A 17,226-nucleotide genomic window follows, 5' to 3' on the forward strand; every position below is an offset into this window, starting at 1 on the left:
AAAGAAGCAAAAAAAGAAAAACGCATTGATATGTGGACAACGCTACGCGTTCCCCACATATCAACACGACAAACAAACAACAAATAATCATTTGATAATGAAAAAGAAGATCCCGAGGCAGTCTCATTGAGAAGTCCTGATAAAAGCAGTACTATTGTAAATCCATTTCAGGATTACCGTACTGCTGTCAATCTATTGCAGGACGAATAAGAAAAAACTGTAAACGTATTTCAGGACGAGTCAAGTGAGCAAGTGAGCAAGCGGAAGTTGGGCAGAGCCCTACTTTGCTTGCCCTCCGCTTCGCTACGGGGGTTTTACGTATCCTCCGGGGATACTTTAGGGCGTTTCCGCCTATGAGATAAAAGAAAACAGGATACCCTGCGGTATCCTGCATATTGGAATAAAGGCATAGTTGCATAGACAGCTATTTGACCGGTTTGAGAATATGAGTATGGAAGATATCAATGTGAGATCAGTGAGATACCCGGTTGCGGTAGATCAGAAGTTTGAAAAGATCGCCCTAAAACTGGGCAGGACGAAGCGGCAGGTATTTATTCAGATGGTCGATTACTTTTATAAAAGCAAGAAAGATCCCCTGGACCTGAATGATGAGTTGTTAAAGAATGCGCTGATGAAAAATCATCAGCAGTATATTGGTTTTATCCGAAACCAGGAAAACATGTTGCTTATTCCGATCAAAACGGAAATGGACAGGATGATTGTATCACAGGTCAAGATCATCGAGAGTTTCAATACGCAAGTCCTTAAGGCAAATACGGACTTGCTGAATAATCAGCATGCTTTGGCGCAGAAGTTAAGCGGCATAGATGCGCTGATGGAAACGATTTCGAAAAGCCAAAAGAGCAAGGATAACCTGAAAAAACAGTTCCTGTTCATTCTTGATGGTTATATTAAATCCAGGGATGCTTTTGGGATGATGACATCGGGCCGGGAAAAAGATGAGCTGATCGCTGTTACCAGATCGCAGGTCGGTTTGCTTTAACCATTTATTTATTATTTGCCTTTAGGGGATAGGGGGTATTATGTTTATCAATATTACAGATACTAAAGAAGCGGCAAATAAAGGCAGCAGCGCGGGACTGGTAAATTACCTGGAAAAAGAAAACCGGATCGACAATAAGCCGGAACCAGAATACTGGTTTAACGGACAGCAGATCAGGATCGAGCCTTATGAGGTCATGCGCAGTATCGATGGTAATGTTGCCAAGCTGGGCAAAGACGATGCTAAATTTTTTCTGATCAATATCAGCCCGAGCCAGAAGGAGATCAGATTTTTGAGAGAACAGTATGGTGAGGAAGGTGCTAAAGAACAAATGAAAGGCTTTGCGGTCAGGGTGATGGATGCCTATGCAAAAAACTTCAACCGGGATGGCGTGAACAGTAACGAAGACCTGTTATGGTTTGCCAAGCTGGAAAACTACCGTTACTATAATTATAACGACCCGGAAGTAAAACAAGGTTTGAAACAGCGGGGCGAACGTAAAGAGGGCGAGCAGATGCATGTGCAGGTTATTGTCAGCCGTAAGGATATAACCAATAAGATCAAGCTTAGCCCAATGAATACTTCAAGGGGAAAGAATGCGGAACATTCCAAAAAGATGGGGCAGTTTGACCGGGTAGCATTTAAACAGAGCGGGGAATCTCTTTTCGACAGCCTGTTTGAGTTTGACAGGCAGCTTAAAGATACCATGGCATACGCCAATGTTCAAAAGAACGGAGAACTATCCCAACGGGAACAGCTGGGTGTATTGGTAGAAGGGGCTTCGCAGAATTATGAAAGCAGATCGGTGGCTAATGAAATGGCCCAAGGGGTTGCTAATGGCTTATTTACAACTAGTACCGGGATGCTATCGGCAGCGGGTAAGACAGCTGCAAGCTTCCTGGAGGTAATGCTGGAACCGATGTATACGGGAGGTGCTAATGTTGTTCCGGAAAGTGAAATAGAGGAAAAGAAAAGGCGAAAGAAAAAATCTCAGGGCCAACAGATATCGCGTTGAAGCAGTGTGCTATTATAAATGGATATTTCCTGTTTCTCATAGAAAAGAATGGCTATGCGGCTGCGGCAGGCAGCTTCATGGCACCACGCGCTTCGCTGCGGGTTCCATTACGCCGCCAACCCCGCCGCCGCGCGTGCAGGAGTGTATTCGTTCCTCATACACACCTGCCTTTCCCACCCTCGGGTTATCGGTTAGTCACAGCACCGCAGTCACAAAATTAGCTACGCAGGAAAACAGTCAAGGCTATATAAACCGGCTATCGCCGGGCCTTGACAGTTTTCCTGCTAACAGCTCCGGTTGTTTAAGCGGTGATATGACTGGGTGTGTTTGTGATTTTATGACCAGTCGGCTAAGATGTAGAGGTAAATCTAATTCTGGAAATACCTGCCGTAAACGTCGATAACAGCTTTCTTAAGTTCAATCGGTAAGTCCCGTTGCATTTTCCAAATGAGTTTAGCCGTATTAATATCGCTGGAAGCGGATTCAACAACGTCAAATAGATCAAAAATATCTTTAATCTTATGAAGTTCGAAGTAAGGTTCGAATCGTTGACCTATAGCGGCAAGTTCGTTATCGTTGATAAATGCAAATAGCCTGTTCTGATAATTGCTTTCATCAGCATGCTCTTCCATTAACCCTTGTTCTTTAAGATTTCTACTTTTTCACGTTCACTTTGCAAAAGGCGCTCATATAGCTTTTTATTTTCTTCGATGACTTCAAGCCACTTTTCTATGGGATTAAAATTATAAGTTCCGTAGTTGCCCATAAATGGACCGTGATTAACACTGGTATCATTAAAAGTGTTAAAATATGTTACTGCTGCTTGCTCATCAAAATTCTTGATCGCTTCAACCGGCACTTTAAGTATGGCGGCTACTTGCGCAAGAATATCATCTTCTATAGTGTCTTTGGCTTCTAACAACGAAACTCGTCTTTGGCTCCAGTCTTCCCCTAATTCCAAAGCCAACGCTTCTTGTTTGATGCCCAGCATTTCCCTGAAACGTTTGATATTACGGCCGTGATGGATCTGGGTTGGTTTTTCGCTGGTAGTGCTCATAGGATGTTGTTTTGGTCAAAAATAACAAAAATAATAAATAGGTGCCGCTATACTAAAATAGAAATAATAACCGGTAAAATATCGCTTCCCGTGTTTGAGATAAACTTTTGAAAGATGATTTAGCGTCGTATGGTTTCTCAACTTTGAATATGAAGTCAATATTCACTCAATTTTTAAGCTATGCGAGGTGACGAACATTACGTGCCATGGGAGAACTATCCTAAATTCCTGCTATTTAATGAAATCCGCGATCCCTATCGCGCGTTACGAGACGCTTTTTGGGGAGAAGAACCAGAAAGGAATAAACGTTTGCTGGAACAATTAAAAGCATTTGCGCTAAGCGATACACATTACCAGGGTGGTAAAGAAGGCCCCGCAAAAATGGTGCAGGCTGTAAACGAGTGGGTTCGAATGATCGAGATCTGTTATATTCTGTGGCTCGACAGAAAAACCCCGGATGATTGGGATAAGGCTGAAATTGTTGGGGGGAGTGAATTGAGGTTTGCCAGACATACATGGAAATATTTTCCGGATGATTTGTCGTTCTACGAAGAGCGCAATCCATATATAGTTTTCAGACGAATTTTTGGCTATATCGGCTTGCAGGACCTACGTGACTACTTCGATTACTGGCTTTATTCAGCCTTGAGCAACAAGGCATTGACAGTAGAAGAATTCGAAGGCAATATGCCCCAATTATTTGACGATCTATTAAAACTCCACTCGGCAGCTTACATGGTCGAACAACTTGCTATTGGCGCGGTATGGGAAACCCTCACTACAAATAATGGCCATCATTTATCTTACACCGAAGACGGCAGGAAGGTGATCACGATTATGGAGGATACGGAAAACTACAATCTTTTCGATTGGAAGTTGCCACGGGCACTTAAACGCAAAAACAGATTAGAGAAGGAATTTAAATTCGGGGAAATGGCCGATACTCTCGTTAAAGAATTTCCATCTATTAAACATGTATGCCACCTGGGTGCTCTACCATATGCGAACAGGATTTACCTGTTAATTTTAGTTGATGACCAGGTTGTAATAACAGAAGATGAGATATCGGATAAAATTCAATCTGACAGGCTTGGAAAAACCTTTATCGTTCCCATCGTTTATAAAGTCAAAGATGCTTTAGTTGAAATCAAAACAAATCCACGCTTTTGGGAATGGGTAGTATATGCAGGGACAGCATTATATACCGACAAGGATCTTGTGATTCCAAATCCTGAATATGTGACTGTCGAAATGCATAAGACGGTGTTGGAAAGGTGCTGGGAAAACGCTCATAAAGAGTGCCGCAGCCTGTTAAAACGAGTAGAAACCCATTTGAAGAAAGAAGAATACAAGTCTGCACTATCATTTATGATCAAAGCGATTGAAACTGTGCAACTGTGTGCGATAGAGCTTAAGTTGGGATACAACAGACAGGACGGAAAATTTGCCAAACTGCAACATATAATGAGCTTGTTTAGTGATGATTACCAATATATCCTTTATAAGGATACGGATGATGACACGGAGTTTGTTTTCTACAATCTTTTCGATAAGGGATATCCAAAGGCTAAAACGAAAAATTTCAAAGCCGAAAAATCCATTTTGGAAACTGCCGTAAAAAAGATTGAACTGTACCTGTCGAGAACTGAAAAGCTATATAATCAACAAATTGCATTTCTTGAGTATTCTCTGGGCAAATTTTCGTGAGTAAATACCGTAAACTAAAATATGTCATGTTTTAGAGTATTTTAGAAACGCAAAAAATAGAGTATCCGGGTTTTCATTGTGAAATTTGGAGTGTACCGCCAAGAAACGAGTGGGGCCAACGACCAAGTAGCCACGGCTAAGCAAGCAAGGAAGTGAGTGTCTCACGACCTTGCTTGCTTAGCCGGAAACGGAGAATTAGCAAAATCCCACTAAGGGAATTTTTTTCTTTGAATAAATTCATGAATAGGAATTTTTGCTGTGAGACAGCGACAGTATGTGTACCTAATTAGCTCTAGAAGTTATCAAAAATCTTCCTTTCCTCTTATTCAGCATTCTTTGAAAGTTTTCCGAAGAAGTTTAATACTCCAAGATGGAGTTGATTGAAAAAAACAAAAAACTGTTCCAATTGATAAATATTTACACAACCTATTATGTCGATATATTTATCAAATAACAATGCCGGCAGGAAGCTTGTCGCTATACTTTCTTTGTTCTTTTCTCAAAACATCTCTGCACAAACCAAAATCACGCTTGAGCAAGCTATTGATAGTACGATGGTTCATAACATCGAGATCAGGCAGGCCCGTTTTGATGAGGCCATTGCTGCCGAAGACCTGAAAGCTGCAAAAGGTGCAACGTTACCCACCTTAAATGGCAGTGTGGCGGCTTACCGCTTGTTTGGCCGTGCGCTTGATCCAACTACTTACCAGTATAATAACGCAACGGCCAATGTTGCCCAGGGCAGTGTTTATGCCAATGTTACCCTGTTTCAGGGCTTTGCAAAAATGAACGCTATTAAGCAGAACAAATATCTGTTGGATGCCAATAAAAGCAATGTAGCTAAGATCAAGAATGACCTTACGCTTTCTGTGCTTTATACTTACATCCAGGTGCTAACCAATCGCGACCTGCTCGCCGCATCCAAACAACAACTGATAATAGCTAATGGTGAGCTTGCCCGCCAGCAGAAGTTTTATAAAATAGGCCAGAAAACCCTGGCCGATCTGTCGCAGGCTAAATCCCAGGTTGCTAATGCCGAGGCTAACCAAACCAACGCCCAAAACGAGTTGGAGCGGTCATACCTAACTTTAACCCATTTTATGGAACGGGATGATAAATCGCCATTTTTAGTAGTTGATCCGCCTAAAAACGCTATTGAAAAACTCAATACCGGCTATACTAATGATGAGGTGTACAAAACCGCCCTTGAAACTAATCCGGATATACAGGTTACGGTCAATAAGCGCCTTGCTGCCGAAAGCGGGGTTGATGTGGCCAAAGGTTTAAGATACCCCAGCCTTTCGTTTGGCGGTGGATTGAATACCAGTTATTCCAGCAGTCAAAGTACGGTGGTGGCTACACAAATTACGGGCGCTGTACCTATTGGTGTGGTTCAAAATACCAATGCGGCGGTTGTAGCACCGGTTTATCAAACCCGAAACGTATCCTTTGGAGATCAGATCACTAATAACTTTAATCAAGCAGTAGGTTTTACACTGGCTATCCCAATATCTAATGGCAATGGTGCCAATATCAACGTGCGCAAGGCTAAACTCAATTACCAAAACTCGTTGGCTACTGAGGAATTAGCAAAAAACAATATGCGTAAAACCGTGGCCGAAGCCGTTTGGGATGTACATGCTACACAGAAAAAGTACACATCGGCACAGGTCACATTTAAATCGGCCGCGGATGCTTTTAAGGTGATGCAGCAGCGTTATTCGGTTGGTTTAGCTAATAGCCTTGAAATCAACGTAGCAGAAAATGAACGGAATATCGCCGAGTTTTCATTGATCCAAACCCGTTACGAACTGATCTTAAAAAGCAAGATCATTGATTATTACCTGGGTAATAAGATCAGTTTTTAGTTTTCCGCGGAAGCTTTCGACTTAACACTCTTTCGTGGTTTGCTTTGGCTGGACAGGATCACATCTTCGGCCGGGAACTGTTTTTGCCACATCTTGAAATACTGACCTTGCTGCGCCATCAGTTCATGGTGCGTACCTTCTTCCAACAGCTTCCCGGTTTGCAGTACGATGATCTTATCGGCATTCATAACAGTACTTAGGCGGTGCGCTATTACAATGATGGTTTTTTGCCTTTCGCGCAGCAATGCGATCGCGTTCTGCACATGCGATTCTGATTCCGAATCGAGCGATGAAGTAGCTTCGTCAAGGATCAGGATTTCCGGGTCACGGTAAAGCGCGCGGGCTATGGCTAAGCGCTGCCGTTGGCCTCCTGAAAGGTTAGTGCCGTTCTCGCCCAAAAAGGTATTGAAGCCATTCGGTAACCGTTCAATAAAATCGGTAATTTCCAGCTGGCGGCAGATTTGTAATACCCGTTTCAGATCAGGCTCCAGATCGCCTACCGCTACATTTTCGGTTACATTACCTGCAAACAGGTGTACATCCTGCGGTACAACGCTCACCATGCGGCGAAGGCTCTCGTTAGTAACATATTGGATATCAAAATCGCCAATGAATATCGAACCCGACTGTAATGTGTAAATATTTTGCATGAGCGATAGGAGGGTTGTTTTACCGGAACCGCTTTCGCCCACAATAGCCGTGATCTTGCCTTTGGCTATGTTAAGGTCTAATCCTTCAAACACAGTAGCCCTGCTGCCATACCTGAAATGCACATCTTTAAAGTGGATGTTGCCTATCATATCCGGTGTAAGCTCTGCCCGGTTTTCGGCAGGCTCCTGTTCCATATCCATGATCTCGAAAAGGCGGTCGGCAGCTATGCGTGCATCCTGGAGGGTTTTATTCATGCCGATAAGCCCGGCTACCGGACTCATAAAATAACCAATGATTGAATAGAACGAAAGTAATTCGCCTGGGGTAATGATCTTATCCAACACAAAAGCCGAACCTGCCCAAAGCAGTATTACCGTAAAAGAGGTAGAAACCAGACTGCTGAAATTACCAACCCAAAGCGAGTTGGTTGCCGAACGAAAAACCGTTTTCAGCATATTAATAAAGCGGGTTTCTGTTTTGAAGTTGGCAAAATCTTCCAGTCCGAAGCGTTTAATAGTAGGGATGGCGTTTACCGACTCCACCAGTTGGGTTTGCAGATCGGCTGCATCTTCCATCAGTTTACGCTGGGTGGTGCGGTTCAGCCTATCCGATAATTTGTAGATGAGCGCGAACAGCGGCACAATGGTGAGCATAATCAACGCCAGTTTCCAATAGTAGGTAAACATGAGCGCAAACGAGAATATCAGTATAAAAATATTCACCGCAAACATCACCAGTACCTCGTTAATAAACGAACGGATTTTAACCGCGTCGTTTATCCTTGATATGATCTCGCCAACCCGCATGCTATCAAAAAATTGCTGCGGCAACTTAAGCAGGTGCTTATAATAGCCAAGTATAAGCCGAGCATCGATCTGCTGACCGGTTTTAAGAGTGATCAACGTGCGGGCATGGTTAATAAAAACCTGTAAAAAAATGATCACTACCATCACCAGACCCATCAGGTTAAGCAGGTTGCGGTTATCCTCGGGCAAAACATTATCTACTATCTTTTGCAGAAATATGGAGGTGGAGAGGCCCAATATGGTATAAACGACCGCACCCAACAATACCTGTAGCAGCATGCCTTTGTGGGGCTTTAACAATTGCCAGAAGCGTTTTTCTACAGATACCGTTTTATCGCCGGCAATAAATTGTTCGTTCGGCGCAAGCAGCACCAATATCCCCGTCCAGATCTTTTTAAAATCATCATGGCTTAGTTGGTGGAGGTAACCATCGCCGGGATCCATCACTTCTATAAACGTGTCGGAGACTTTATATATTACCACATAATGCTGCAACTGGTTTCCCAACAATACGTGGGCGATGGTTGGTGTAGGAATTTCGAACAGGTTTTCGAAAGCGCCTTTTACACCCTTGGCCGAGAAACCCATCTGGTTGGCGGCTTCTATCAACCCTAATAGGTTAGTACCCTTTTTATCGGTTGATGCCAGCTGCCTGATGCGGGCAATAGGCATACTGAGGTTATAATAAGCGGCTACCGATGCCAGGCAGGCCGCGCCGCAATCCATGATATCATGCTGCCTGATCTGTACCCGTTTCTTTAAACGTTTACTTTCGGTAAGCGCCTGCCACTTTTGGTACAGCCTGTTATTATTTATCCGTTTAGCAAGGCCGTTATACCAAGCTTCGGTCTTGTTTAAAAATTGATCGAAATTTGCCATAACCTATAATTGGGCCGTGCTTTTAGCCGGGAGCCTGCCGGGGTTTAACCAATCGCTGGTTTTGTCATATAATAGTTGGAACAGCGTACGGCGGGTAACATAAAAATTGGCCTGCAAACTCATGCCTTTTTTTATGCGGCCTACGTAGCCGTTCTTCAATTTCAGTTCGTTTTTATCCAACAGGCACCTCACCTTAAAATAGGGTTGTTGCCCGTTATCGGTAAATATATCGTTTGATACCGTGAGCACTTTGCCGGTAAGCAAGCCCCACTGGTTATAATTAAAGGCATCAACCTGGAAATTAACTTTAATATCAGGCCTGATCAGGCCTATGTCTTTAGGGAGTACATAAATTTCGGCTATCATCCCTGTTTCGGGCGAGATCTCGGCCACTATTTCATTAGCGGCAATTACGCTGCCGGGTTGTATGCCGCGCAGGTTTTGCACGGTACCGGTAACGGGCGCACGCAGAGTGTACAGGTCTTTCTCCTGTTCGATAGATTTCCCTTCCGATTGCAGGTTGCGCATTTGCGCTTTGAGGCTGGTGTATTCGGCCTGCCATTTACTGCCCTGATCGTCATAAATTAATTGCAGCGCGCTCAGCGCATTCTGATACGCCAGGTGCACAACATCATATTCGGAAGCAGAAATGGCTTTGTTTTTAAAGAGATAGCTGTAACGCTCTTCATTACGACGGGCGGCGGCCAGGTTAGCATTGGCATCGCGGGCTTTTTGTTGTAAAAGCACATATTGCTGGCCATATAATTCGGAGGTAAGAGATGGCTTTTTACTCCACTGGTTGCGCTTTACCATATCGGCCAGCACCTGTAAATCGGCCAATTGCGCTTCGTATTCTGTTTGCTGGGTATGAGCGGCAAGGTCCTGTTGGTTTATGGCCACCGCCTTTAAAGTAACAAGAACCTGGCCTTTGGTAACATGCATGTTTTCTTTCAGCAGCATGGTATCTACCCGGCCGGATACGAGGGGTTTGATCTCATTATGTTCGGTTGACGATTTGATAATACCCAAACTTTTTACGTTGATATTAACCTTGATAAAAAATATGGATACCAGGGCGAGCACCGTAAAACCCAAAACCATTTTATAAATAATATTGGTTTTAGGGTCATATTTTCTGAAGTGGTACTCGGCAGTGGACGATAGGAACCCTGCCGGGAAAACTTTATTATTGTTATCCATTATAAATTCCCCCTTAGGGTTAGTAGTTTAATATCAAAGCAGCGTAAAGTGTTTTGGTTTACTCCCAAATCCTCTAAACTAAAAATGGGACAGCCGCGGCCATCCCATTATATATTGTATAGGTTTTAACTTAAATGTGTTCCGTTTAAAAAAGCATCAAAATTAAGGTTGATACCTTTGCCGGCTTCCAGTTTATAATCCTGGTAATTATCGCCCTGCTGCCACTTAAATTCTATCGAAAGCAGGCTGTCGGTCCCCGCGCTTAAACTCATGCTTGCACCATTGGCCGCGCCTCCGTTTACGGTGGTAAGCTCGGCTACGCTCAGTTCGCGAATATTGGTTGTGTTGGTTTTCATGATAGATGATGTTTGCTTTAAAAAATAAGCGCGGGCATTATTTAAAATGCCCGCGCCAGGTATATAATTGAAAAAATTATACGCTTTGTGAACCGAAGTTCAGGATTCCGCCCAGGCTTGATGTAATGCCGTTACCTAATGTAAAGGAGCTGGCTTGTGCCTGGTCGCCGTTTTGGCTGCCTTGTTGAAACGACAGCAGATTAGATATTCCTAAAGAGCCTAACAGACCGCTTTCGCCGCCAGATGTATTTGCTCCACCTAAACCTAAAAGTGATCCACCGTTTACTTCCTGTAATTCAGTGTGATTTAATTCCTGCATTTTCATAGTGTATGTATTTAAAATGTTGCCTACTCTGTTAAAAGGTTTTCGGCCGTCCCTTGGTAATCATAATCACAGCATTGCTGCAAGTGCTTCAATTCAATTTAGCTTAAACGCTTTTTGAACCAAAGTTTAAAATACCGCCAAGCGATGACGTAATGCCATTACCTAACGAGAATGATGTAGAGCTGCTTTGATCGCCATTTTTCGACGCGCTGCTAAATGATAAAAGGTTGTCGATACCCAGGCTACCTAACAGGCCGCTTTCGCCGCTTGATGTGTTTGCACCGCCCAGGCCCAAAAGTGAACCACCATTTACTTCTCTTAATTCCATTTCATTCAAATCTTGCATTTTCATGGTTATGTAGATTAGTTTTGCCTACTCTGTTAAAGGTTTTCGGCGATCCCTCGTTTTGTTCGTTTGATTGATTAACGTCGATAATTGTATTACGGATTTAATTTAAAGTTAATAATTAACAACCAAATCGAGTTCTTTTATCGCTATAGGTTGTGTTGTATTTAAAACATAATAAGAAAACGATGTGTTAAACGCGCATGCAAGCATTGCCCGATTACCTATAAATTAAGAATATCACAGGAAGGAAAACAGGGTAAAATTTAATGTTTAGACATTGAATTTCACTACTCCTGGTTGTTAGAAAGTTTTGCTATTTATTATATGATTCCTCTTTTCATATGTCAAGTCCTCAAAAAACGAAATAATTGGGGGCATTTCATAGTTTTCTAAAATCTATCCCGTTCATATTTGCGTAAGTTCGATAACACCCTTAGTTATTTAAATAACGATTACACATTAAAGTATAAGTTTAAAGGCTGGTTAGTTTTTAACTCCGGCTAATTAATATCCATCTACCTAAAAAAACAAACACCATGGGATTAGGCGCACCAGAGATCATACTGATTTTAATAGCTATACTGTTATTGTTCGGCGGAAAAAAAATACCTGAAATGATGAAGGGCCTTGGGAAGGGCATGAAAGAGTTTAAAGAAGCGCAAAACGGAGAACAGGCAGGAACGGCTTCCGAGAGCCCCAAAACGCAACTTTAAATAAAGCAACATGGGACATAAAAGAAAGTTGACCTTACCGGAAGAGTACCTCATTAAATTGATCAGGGAGCGTCATCCAGAGGGGGCCAAAGCACTTTATCATATGTATAGCGGTTCGTTGTATGGTGTAATATCTCGCATTATTACTGATGAAGCTCTTAGTGAAGACGTTCTTCAGGAGTGTTTTATCAAGGTATGGCAGAGTTTTGATTCATATGATGAGAATAGAGGCCGTCTTTATACATGGATGTCGAATATAGCCCGCAATATGGCGATCGATCAACTTCGTTCAAAGGAATTTAGAAACAGTCAGCGACACCAAAGAATTTCAGAATTCTACGAAGAATTTTATGAAGATGAAGTAAGCAGTGTAAATGTAGATATGCGTTTTTTAAGAATTGGCGCCAATAAGTTACCTGATAAAGAGCGGTGTATCATAGACCTGATATACTATAAGGGTTATACGCACTGTGAGGCAGCTGAAGAATTACAGATACCACTAGGTACTATTAAAACGAGAATTATAAGGGCTATTAAGCGTCTTAAGCTTCATTATGCCCTTGAATATTTGCCAAAGGTCTCTTAATTATATATTCAACTGACTCCCATCCTTTGCTTATGGGGTAAAATCCTTTAGATGCCTTCAACATATAAATATCTGTGTAAGATAAATCTGCCAGCCGCTGTTATTCGTAATACATAGTATGGTTACTTTTCTGAAGATCTTATTCAGTGCAATATTACTATGGATATCCTACACCGTGATAACCACCAGCCTAAAAAGTAACCTACTTACCGAATGGGATTTTTTAGGGGACATCCCATGGATGCGCGCAACGCTTTGGGATTTTTATGCCAATGTAACCGTAATATTTGTGTGGGTTTGTTATAAAGAAAACAGGGTACTGACGTCACTGTTATGGCTTTTATTACTTTTTTGCCTCGGTAGTATAGCCAGCTGTGCTTACGTGCTTATTCAATTATTCAAACTTGAACCCGGCGAAGGCCTTAAAGAATTTTTCGGCAAACAACATGCAAAATAACCCCATATTGCTTTTAGCACTTTACAGTACAGCCGCTTGTTGTTTTATCATGGCGCTGGTATGGATATTGTCATATAAGATCAAAAACGCAGGCGTGGTCGATATTTTCTGGTCGTACAATTTTCCTGTAATAGCCATTATTTTACTGGTGCTGGCACCCGGCTTTGAATTGCGTAAATATATGCTTTGTGGTATGGTGATCATCGCCGGATTACGTTTGGGCACGCATTTAGCCATCAGGATACTAAAACACTTGCACGAAGAAGAGCCGCGTTATAAACATATTAGGGAAGAGTGGGGGAGTAAAGCTGAAGTAAAGATGGCAGGTTTCTTTCAAATGCAAGGGATCTCAAATGTATTGCTAAGCATTCCTTTTTTTATCACCGCAGTTAATATACAAACCACAATATCTGCATTTGAATATACGGGCGCTTCTTTATGGCTCATTAGTGTTACCGGCGAAGCTATAGCCGATCAGCAACTGGCCCGATTCAAAAAAGATACTGCTAATAAAGGTAAAGTTTGCGATACAGGGCTTTGGAATTACTCCCGTCATCCCAACTATTTTTTTGAATGGCTGATGTGGGTATCCTACTTTATTTTCGCCTTAGGTTCACCTTGTGGATATATCGCCATAATTAGCCCTGCAATTATTTTGTACCTGTTGCTTAAAGTAACCGGCATACCCGCTACAGAACAACAATCTCTTAGAACCAAAGGCGAAGCTTTTAAAAGATACCAGGAAACCACCAGTGTTTTTGTACCCTGGTTTAAAAAATCTAACTGATATAATCCATTAATTATGTGGTACGAAAAACTATTGGAACAAGACCGTATGCCCGATGCCCTGATAAGGGCGGGCATCCGCCGATTATTAAAACAACGCTTACGCGATGAAAATAAAGGCAATGTTGAACTGCAGCAGCAACATTTGATGGATTTAATAGAAAAGCTGAAAATTTCTCCTATTGCTGTAAACACCGCCGATGCCAATCAACAACACTATGAAGTGCCCACCGTTTTTTACCAGTATTGCCTCGGTAAAAACTTAAAGTACTCAAGCGGCTACTGGAAACCAGGTACAAAAGATATTGATACGGCCGAAACAGACATGCTTGAGCTAAGCTGCACCCGTGCCGAATTACAAAACGGACAGCAGGTGTTAGAATTAGGGTGTGGCTGGGGTTCGTTATCGCTTTACATGGCGGCAAAATACTCGGAAAGTACTTTTACCGTTGTTAGCAATTCGGCAACACAAAAGCTTTATATCGACGGGCAGGCGCAGGAACGCGGTATCAATAATTTAACCGTAATAACGGCTGATATCAATAGTTTCAATATTAATCAACAATTTGACCGTGTGGTATCGGTAGAGATGTTTGAGCACATGCGCAATTACAAAGTTCTTTTAAATAAGGTGGCATCCTTTTTAAAACCAGATGGTAAATTGTGGATCCATATTTTTACCCATAAAGAATATGCTTACCTTTTTGAAGTTATCGATGATACCGACTGGATGAGCAAATATTTCTTTACAGGCGGCATTATGCCAAGCGACGACCTGATGTTTTATTTTAACGACGATTTGGTAATAAAAAAACACTGGCATGTTAACGGCACGCACTATAGTAAAACGGCCGAGGCTTGGCTGGCAAACATGGATGCGCACAAAACGCAGATCATGCCCGTTTTTGAAGAAACTTATGGAAAAGAGCAAGCGCTGAAGTGGTGGGTTTACTGGCGTGTTTTTTATATGGCTTGCGCTGAGTTGTGGAACTTTAACAGTGGCAACGAATGGTTGGTAAGCCATTACCTTTTTCAAAAAACAGGCGCATGACGAGGCTGATAATCGCGATCATTCTGTTATTAATGGCTCTGCTAACGGTATTGCGGGCACCAGAATTTCATCTTTGGATGTTGGCTATTATCGTGAGTGAGTTTTGCTGGGTGTTTGCCCTTATTGCTTTAATAACTTTCGCTACAGGCCTTACGCCAAGGCTGCTGCAGTTGGCAGGCAGCATCATCTGCGTGCTGGCTTTTTTACTCTATGTCTCGCCTATCATGAGGGCATACATCGTGTCGGATTCACTAAAAATTGATATAGAGAAAGCTTTCCCTGCCGATAAAAATATCGATGATGCAGAACCTTTCAGTCTATCAAAGCTTTTTAAAAGTACCCCGCATGTAGATCATCAAACACTCAATTATGCAACTTATACTGACACTGCGCTAACCCTTGATTTTTATCAAAGTAAAATAAAGGGGGACAGACCCTGTGTTATTGTGGTACACGGAGGTTCATGGAGCGGCGGCGATAACAAGCAATTGCCTGACTTGAACAGCCTGCTTGCAGAAAAAGGCTATCATGTTGCCGCTATCAATTATCGCCTGGCACCGAAATGGAAAAGCCCGGCTCCGGTAGAAGATATTGCCAATTGCCTGAAGCACCTTTGCCATCATGCCGCGGAACTGCACCTTGACACTGCTAAATTCATATTGCTGGGCCGCTCCGCGGGGGCACAGATCGCTTTGCTTGCTGCTTATACCCTGAAAAGTAAAAACATAGTCGGTGTGATCGACTTTTACGGGCCTGCGGATATGGTTTGGGGGTATTCCATTCCCTCCAATCCGCTCATTATGGACTCAAGAGCGGTAATGGCAGATTACGTTGGCGGCACATACGCTCAGGTCCCTGAAAAATTTAAGGCCAGTTCGCCGTTAATTTTCGCGGGGCATCAAGTCCCACCAACGCTCATTATCCATGGTGAAAACGATGTTTTGGTAGCCTACGACCATAGCCGCCGATTAAACGAAAAGTTGCAACAGCTTGGTGTTGCTCATTATTGGTTAAGGTTACCCTGGGCCACACATGGTTTCGACTATGTATTCAACGGCCCTGGCGGGCAATTATCCACTTATGCGGTGCTACATTTTTTAAATTCTATAACCAGGTAACATGCTAAAAACAGCAATTATTGGAACCGGTATTGCCGGCATGGGCTGCGGACATTTTTTATATCCGAATGGCGACGATATTACGTTGTACGAACAAAATGATTATACCGGCGGGCACACAAATACGATAACCGTAAACGAAAATGGAAAGCCGGTACATATCGATACAGGTTTTATGGTTTTCAATTATAAAACCTACCCTAACCTTTGCAGGCTGTTTAAGGAACTGGATGCGCCGGTAAAGAAAACCGAAATGTCGTTTAGTGTGCAGTATCAGCCTACCGGTTTGGAATACAGCGGGTCGAGTGTTAACCACCTCTTTGCCCAACGCAAAAATATTTTTAGTCCTTCCTTTATCAGGATGCTGATGCAGATAAGCCGTTTTAACCAGCAAAGCGTTAAAATATTGAAGGATCCTCGTTACCAGGATTATTCGATCGGGCGGTATATTAAGGAGTTTGGTTTTAGTGAGGATATGCTATGGAAATATCTGGTGCCCATGAGTTCGGCCGTGTGGTCGACTCCTATGGAGCAGATGCTTAATTTTCCAGCCGTTACTTTAATCCGTTTTTTCCTGAACCATGGTTTTTTAGGACTTAACACCCAACATCAGTGGTATACGTTACACAATGGCAGCCAGGCCTACCGCGAGTTATTGATCAAACCGTTTAAAAATAAAATAAGGCTCGGGAACAAAGCTGTAAGTGTTGCCCGGAACGATAATGGCAAAGTTACCGTACGTAGCACGGACGGCACAGAAGAAGAATTTGACAGGGTAATTATCGCTGCCCATGGCGACGAAGCGTTGGCTATGCTGGCTTCGCCAACCGAAAAGGAAACAAGGTTGTTATCGGCATTTAAATATCAATATAATAAAGCCGTTTTGCATACTGATGAAAGTATTATGCCAAAAACCAAACTGGCCTGGAGTAGCTGGAATTACAGCATTAGGGAGCAAAAGGGTAGACTAGAACCTACAACCATTTATTGGATGAACCGTCTTCAGCAGGTATCTGACAAAAAAAACTATTTTGTTTCCATTAATCCGCACGAAGGGTTAAATGAGCAAAAAATTTTAAAAGAGATAGATTACCACCATCCACTTTTTGATATAGCTGCCATAAACGCACAAAAAAAACTTCAGGAACTAAATAAGGCAGGTCCGATATATTTCTGCGGCAGCTATTTTAAGTATGGCTTTCATGAGGATGCTTTTACAAGTGCGGTTGATCTATGCTCGCAATTGTTGGGTAAACCCGTTTACGATGCTGATAAAATCATCCAGCCGCCGGTTTAAAT

General features: G+C 42.5%; 18 protein-coding genes. 11 read left to right on the top strand and 7 right to left on the bottom strand.

All coding sequences use genetic code 11. From position 1 onward, the window contains the following. Positions 1-451: 451 nt before the first annotated feature. On the top strand, positions 452-1,003 hold the full coding sequence (locus tag DUL71_RS07345) for a BfmA/BtgA family mobilization protein (RefSeq protein ID WP_114937501.1): 552 nt from the start codon (positions 452-454) through the stop codon (positions 1,001-1,003). Positions 1,004-1,043: 40 nt separating this feature from the next. Continuing rightward, the gene (locus DUL71_RS07350; RefSeq protein WP_114937502.1) at positions 1,044-2,018 is read left to right on the top strand and encodes a DUF5712 family protein; all 975 of its coding nucleotides are present in this window, start codon (positions 1,044-1,046) and stop codon (positions 2,016-2,018) included. 368 nt (positions 2,019-2,386) lie between these two features. On the opposite strand, the gene DUL71_RS07355 is transcribed toward DUL71_RS07350, so the two are convergent. Together DUL71_RS07355 and DUL71_RS07360 are read right to left on the bottom strand one after the other, a co-directional pair. Further along, the gene (locus DUL71_RS07355; RefSeq protein WP_114937503.1) at positions 2,387-2,650 is read right to left on the bottom strand and encodes a hypothetical protein; all 264 of its coding nucleotides are present in this window, start codon (positions 2,648-2,650) and stop codon (positions 2,387-2,389) included. Beyond that, entirely contained in the window at positions 2,650-3,075 is a 426-nt protein-coding gene (locus tag DUL71_RS07360) for a helix-turn-helix transcriptional regulator (RefSeq protein WP_114937504.1), read from the bottom strand. Before DUL71_RS07360 ends, DUL71_RS07355 begins: the two co-directional genes overlap by 1 nt. A gap of 180 nt (positions 3,076-3,255) precedes the next feature. Here DUL71_RS07360 and DUL71_RS07365 point away from each other — a divergent pair, with 180 nt between their 5' ends. After that, a complete protein-coding gene (locus DUL71_RS07365; RefSeq protein ID WP_114937505.1) occupies positions 3,256-4,782 on the top strand; it encodes a nucleoside phosphorylase-I family protein in 1,527 nt (508 codons plus the stop codon). 431 nt (positions 4,783-5,213) lie between these two features. After that, positions 5,214-6,650: a TolC family protein gene (locus tag DUL71_RS07370; RefSeq protein ID WP_114937506.1), complete on the top strand. Its 1,437-nt coding sequence runs from the start codon at positions 5,214-5,216 to the stop codon at positions 6,648-6,650. On the opposite strand, the gene DUL71_RS07375 is transcribed toward DUL71_RS07370, so the two are convergent. The 5 genes from DUL71_RS07375 to DUL71_RS07395 all read right to left on the bottom strand — a co-directional run bounded on the left by DUL71_RS07375 (position 6,647) and on the right by DUL71_RS07395 (position 11,219). After that, on the bottom strand, positions 6,647-8,986 hold the full coding sequence (locus DUL71_RS07375) for a peptidase domain-containing ABC transporter (RefSeq protein ID WP_114937507.1): 2,340 nt from the start codon (positions 8,984-8,986) through the stop codon (positions 6,647-6,649). The two genes, DUL71_RS07370 and DUL71_RS07375, sit on opposite strands and share 4 nt — an antisense overlap. Positions 8,987-8,989: 3 nt before the next feature. Beyond that, positions 8,990-10,186 carry an HlyD family secretion protein gene (locus tag DUL71_RS07380; protein WP_114937508.1) on the bottom strand — a complete coding sequence of 399 codons (1,197 nt, stop codon included), beginning with the start codon at positions 10,184-10,186 and terminating at the stop codon, positions 8,990-8,992. Positions 10,187-10,311: 125 nt separating this feature from the next. Continuing rightward, complete coding sequence (locus DUL71_RS07385) at positions 10,312-10,542, bottom strand: hypothetical protein (RefSeq protein ID WP_114937509.1); 231 nt, start codon at positions 10,540-10,542, stop codon at positions 10,312-10,314. A 76-nt stretch (positions 10,543-10,618) separates the two neighbouring features. After that, positions 10,619-10,867, bottom strand: coding sequence for a hypothetical protein (locus tag DUL71_RS07390; RefSeq protein ID WP_091207773.1), 249 nt, complete (start codon positions 10,865-10,867; stop codon positions 10,619-10,621). Positions 10,868-10,970: 103 nt separating this feature from the next. Next, the gene (locus DUL71_RS07395) at positions 10,971-11,219 is read right to left on the bottom strand and encodes a hypothetical protein (protein WP_091207770.1); all 249 of its coding nucleotides are present in this window, start codon (positions 11,217-11,219) and stop codon (positions 10,971-10,973) included. 533 nt (positions 11,220-11,752) lie between these two features. Here DUL71_RS07395 and tatA point away from each other — a divergent pair. From tatA to DUL71_RS07430, 7 genes are all read left to right on the top strand, one after another. After that, on the top strand, positions 11,753-11,929 hold the full coding sequence (gene tatA / locus DUL71_RS07400) for a twin-arginine translocase TatA/TatE family subunit (RefSeq protein WP_114937510.1): 177 nt from the start codon (positions 11,753-11,755) through the stop codon (positions 11,927-11,929). A 10-nt stretch (positions 11,930-11,939) separates the two neighbouring features. Next, positions 11,940-12,515, top strand: coding sequence for an RNA polymerase sigma factor (locus tag DUL71_RS07405; RefSeq protein ID WP_114937511.1), 576 nt, complete (start codon positions 11,940-11,942; stop codon positions 12,513-12,515). Positions 12,516-12,633: 118 nt separating this feature from the next. After that, the gene (locus tag DUL71_RS07410; protein WP_114937512.1) at positions 12,634-12,972 is read left to right on the top strand and encodes a DUF1475 family protein; all 339 of its coding nucleotides are present in this window, start codon (positions 12,634-12,636) and stop codon (positions 12,970-12,972) included. After that, positions 12,962-13,759, top strand: a complete 798-nt coding sequence (locus DUL71_RS07415) for a DUF1295 domain-containing protein (protein ID WP_114937513.1) — start codon at positions 12,962-12,964, stop codon at positions 13,757-13,759. Before DUL71_RS07410 ends, DUL71_RS07415 begins: the two co-directional genes overlap by 11 nt. Positions 13,760-13,774: 15 nt before the next feature. Then, the gene (locus DUL71_RS07420) at positions 13,775-14,809 is read left to right on the top strand and encodes an SAM-dependent methyltransferase (RefSeq protein ID WP_114937514.1); all 1,035 of its coding nucleotides are present in this window, start codon (positions 13,775-13,777) and stop codon (positions 14,807-14,809) included. Next, positions 14,806-15,927, top strand: coding sequence for an alpha/beta hydrolase (locus DUL71_RS07425; protein WP_114938492.1), 1,122 nt, complete (start codon positions 14,806-14,808; stop codon positions 15,925-15,927). The genes DUL71_RS07420 and DUL71_RS07425 overlap by 4 nt, the downstream gene beginning before the upstream one ends. Before the next feature lies 1 nt (position 15,928). Beyond that, the gene (locus DUL71_RS07430) at positions 15,929-17,224 is read left to right on the top strand and encodes an NAD(P)/FAD-dependent oxidoreductase (RefSeq protein WP_114937515.1); all 1,296 of its coding nucleotides are present in this window, start codon (positions 15,929-15,931) and stop codon (positions 17,222-17,224) included. Positions 17,225-17,226: the final 2 nt, after the last annotated feature.

This window comes from Mucilaginibacter endophyticus, assembly GCF_003351025.1.
Lineage (GTDB): Bacteria > Bacteroidota > Bacteroidia > Sphingobacteriales > Sphingobacteriaceae > Mucilaginibacter > Mucilaginibacter endophyticus.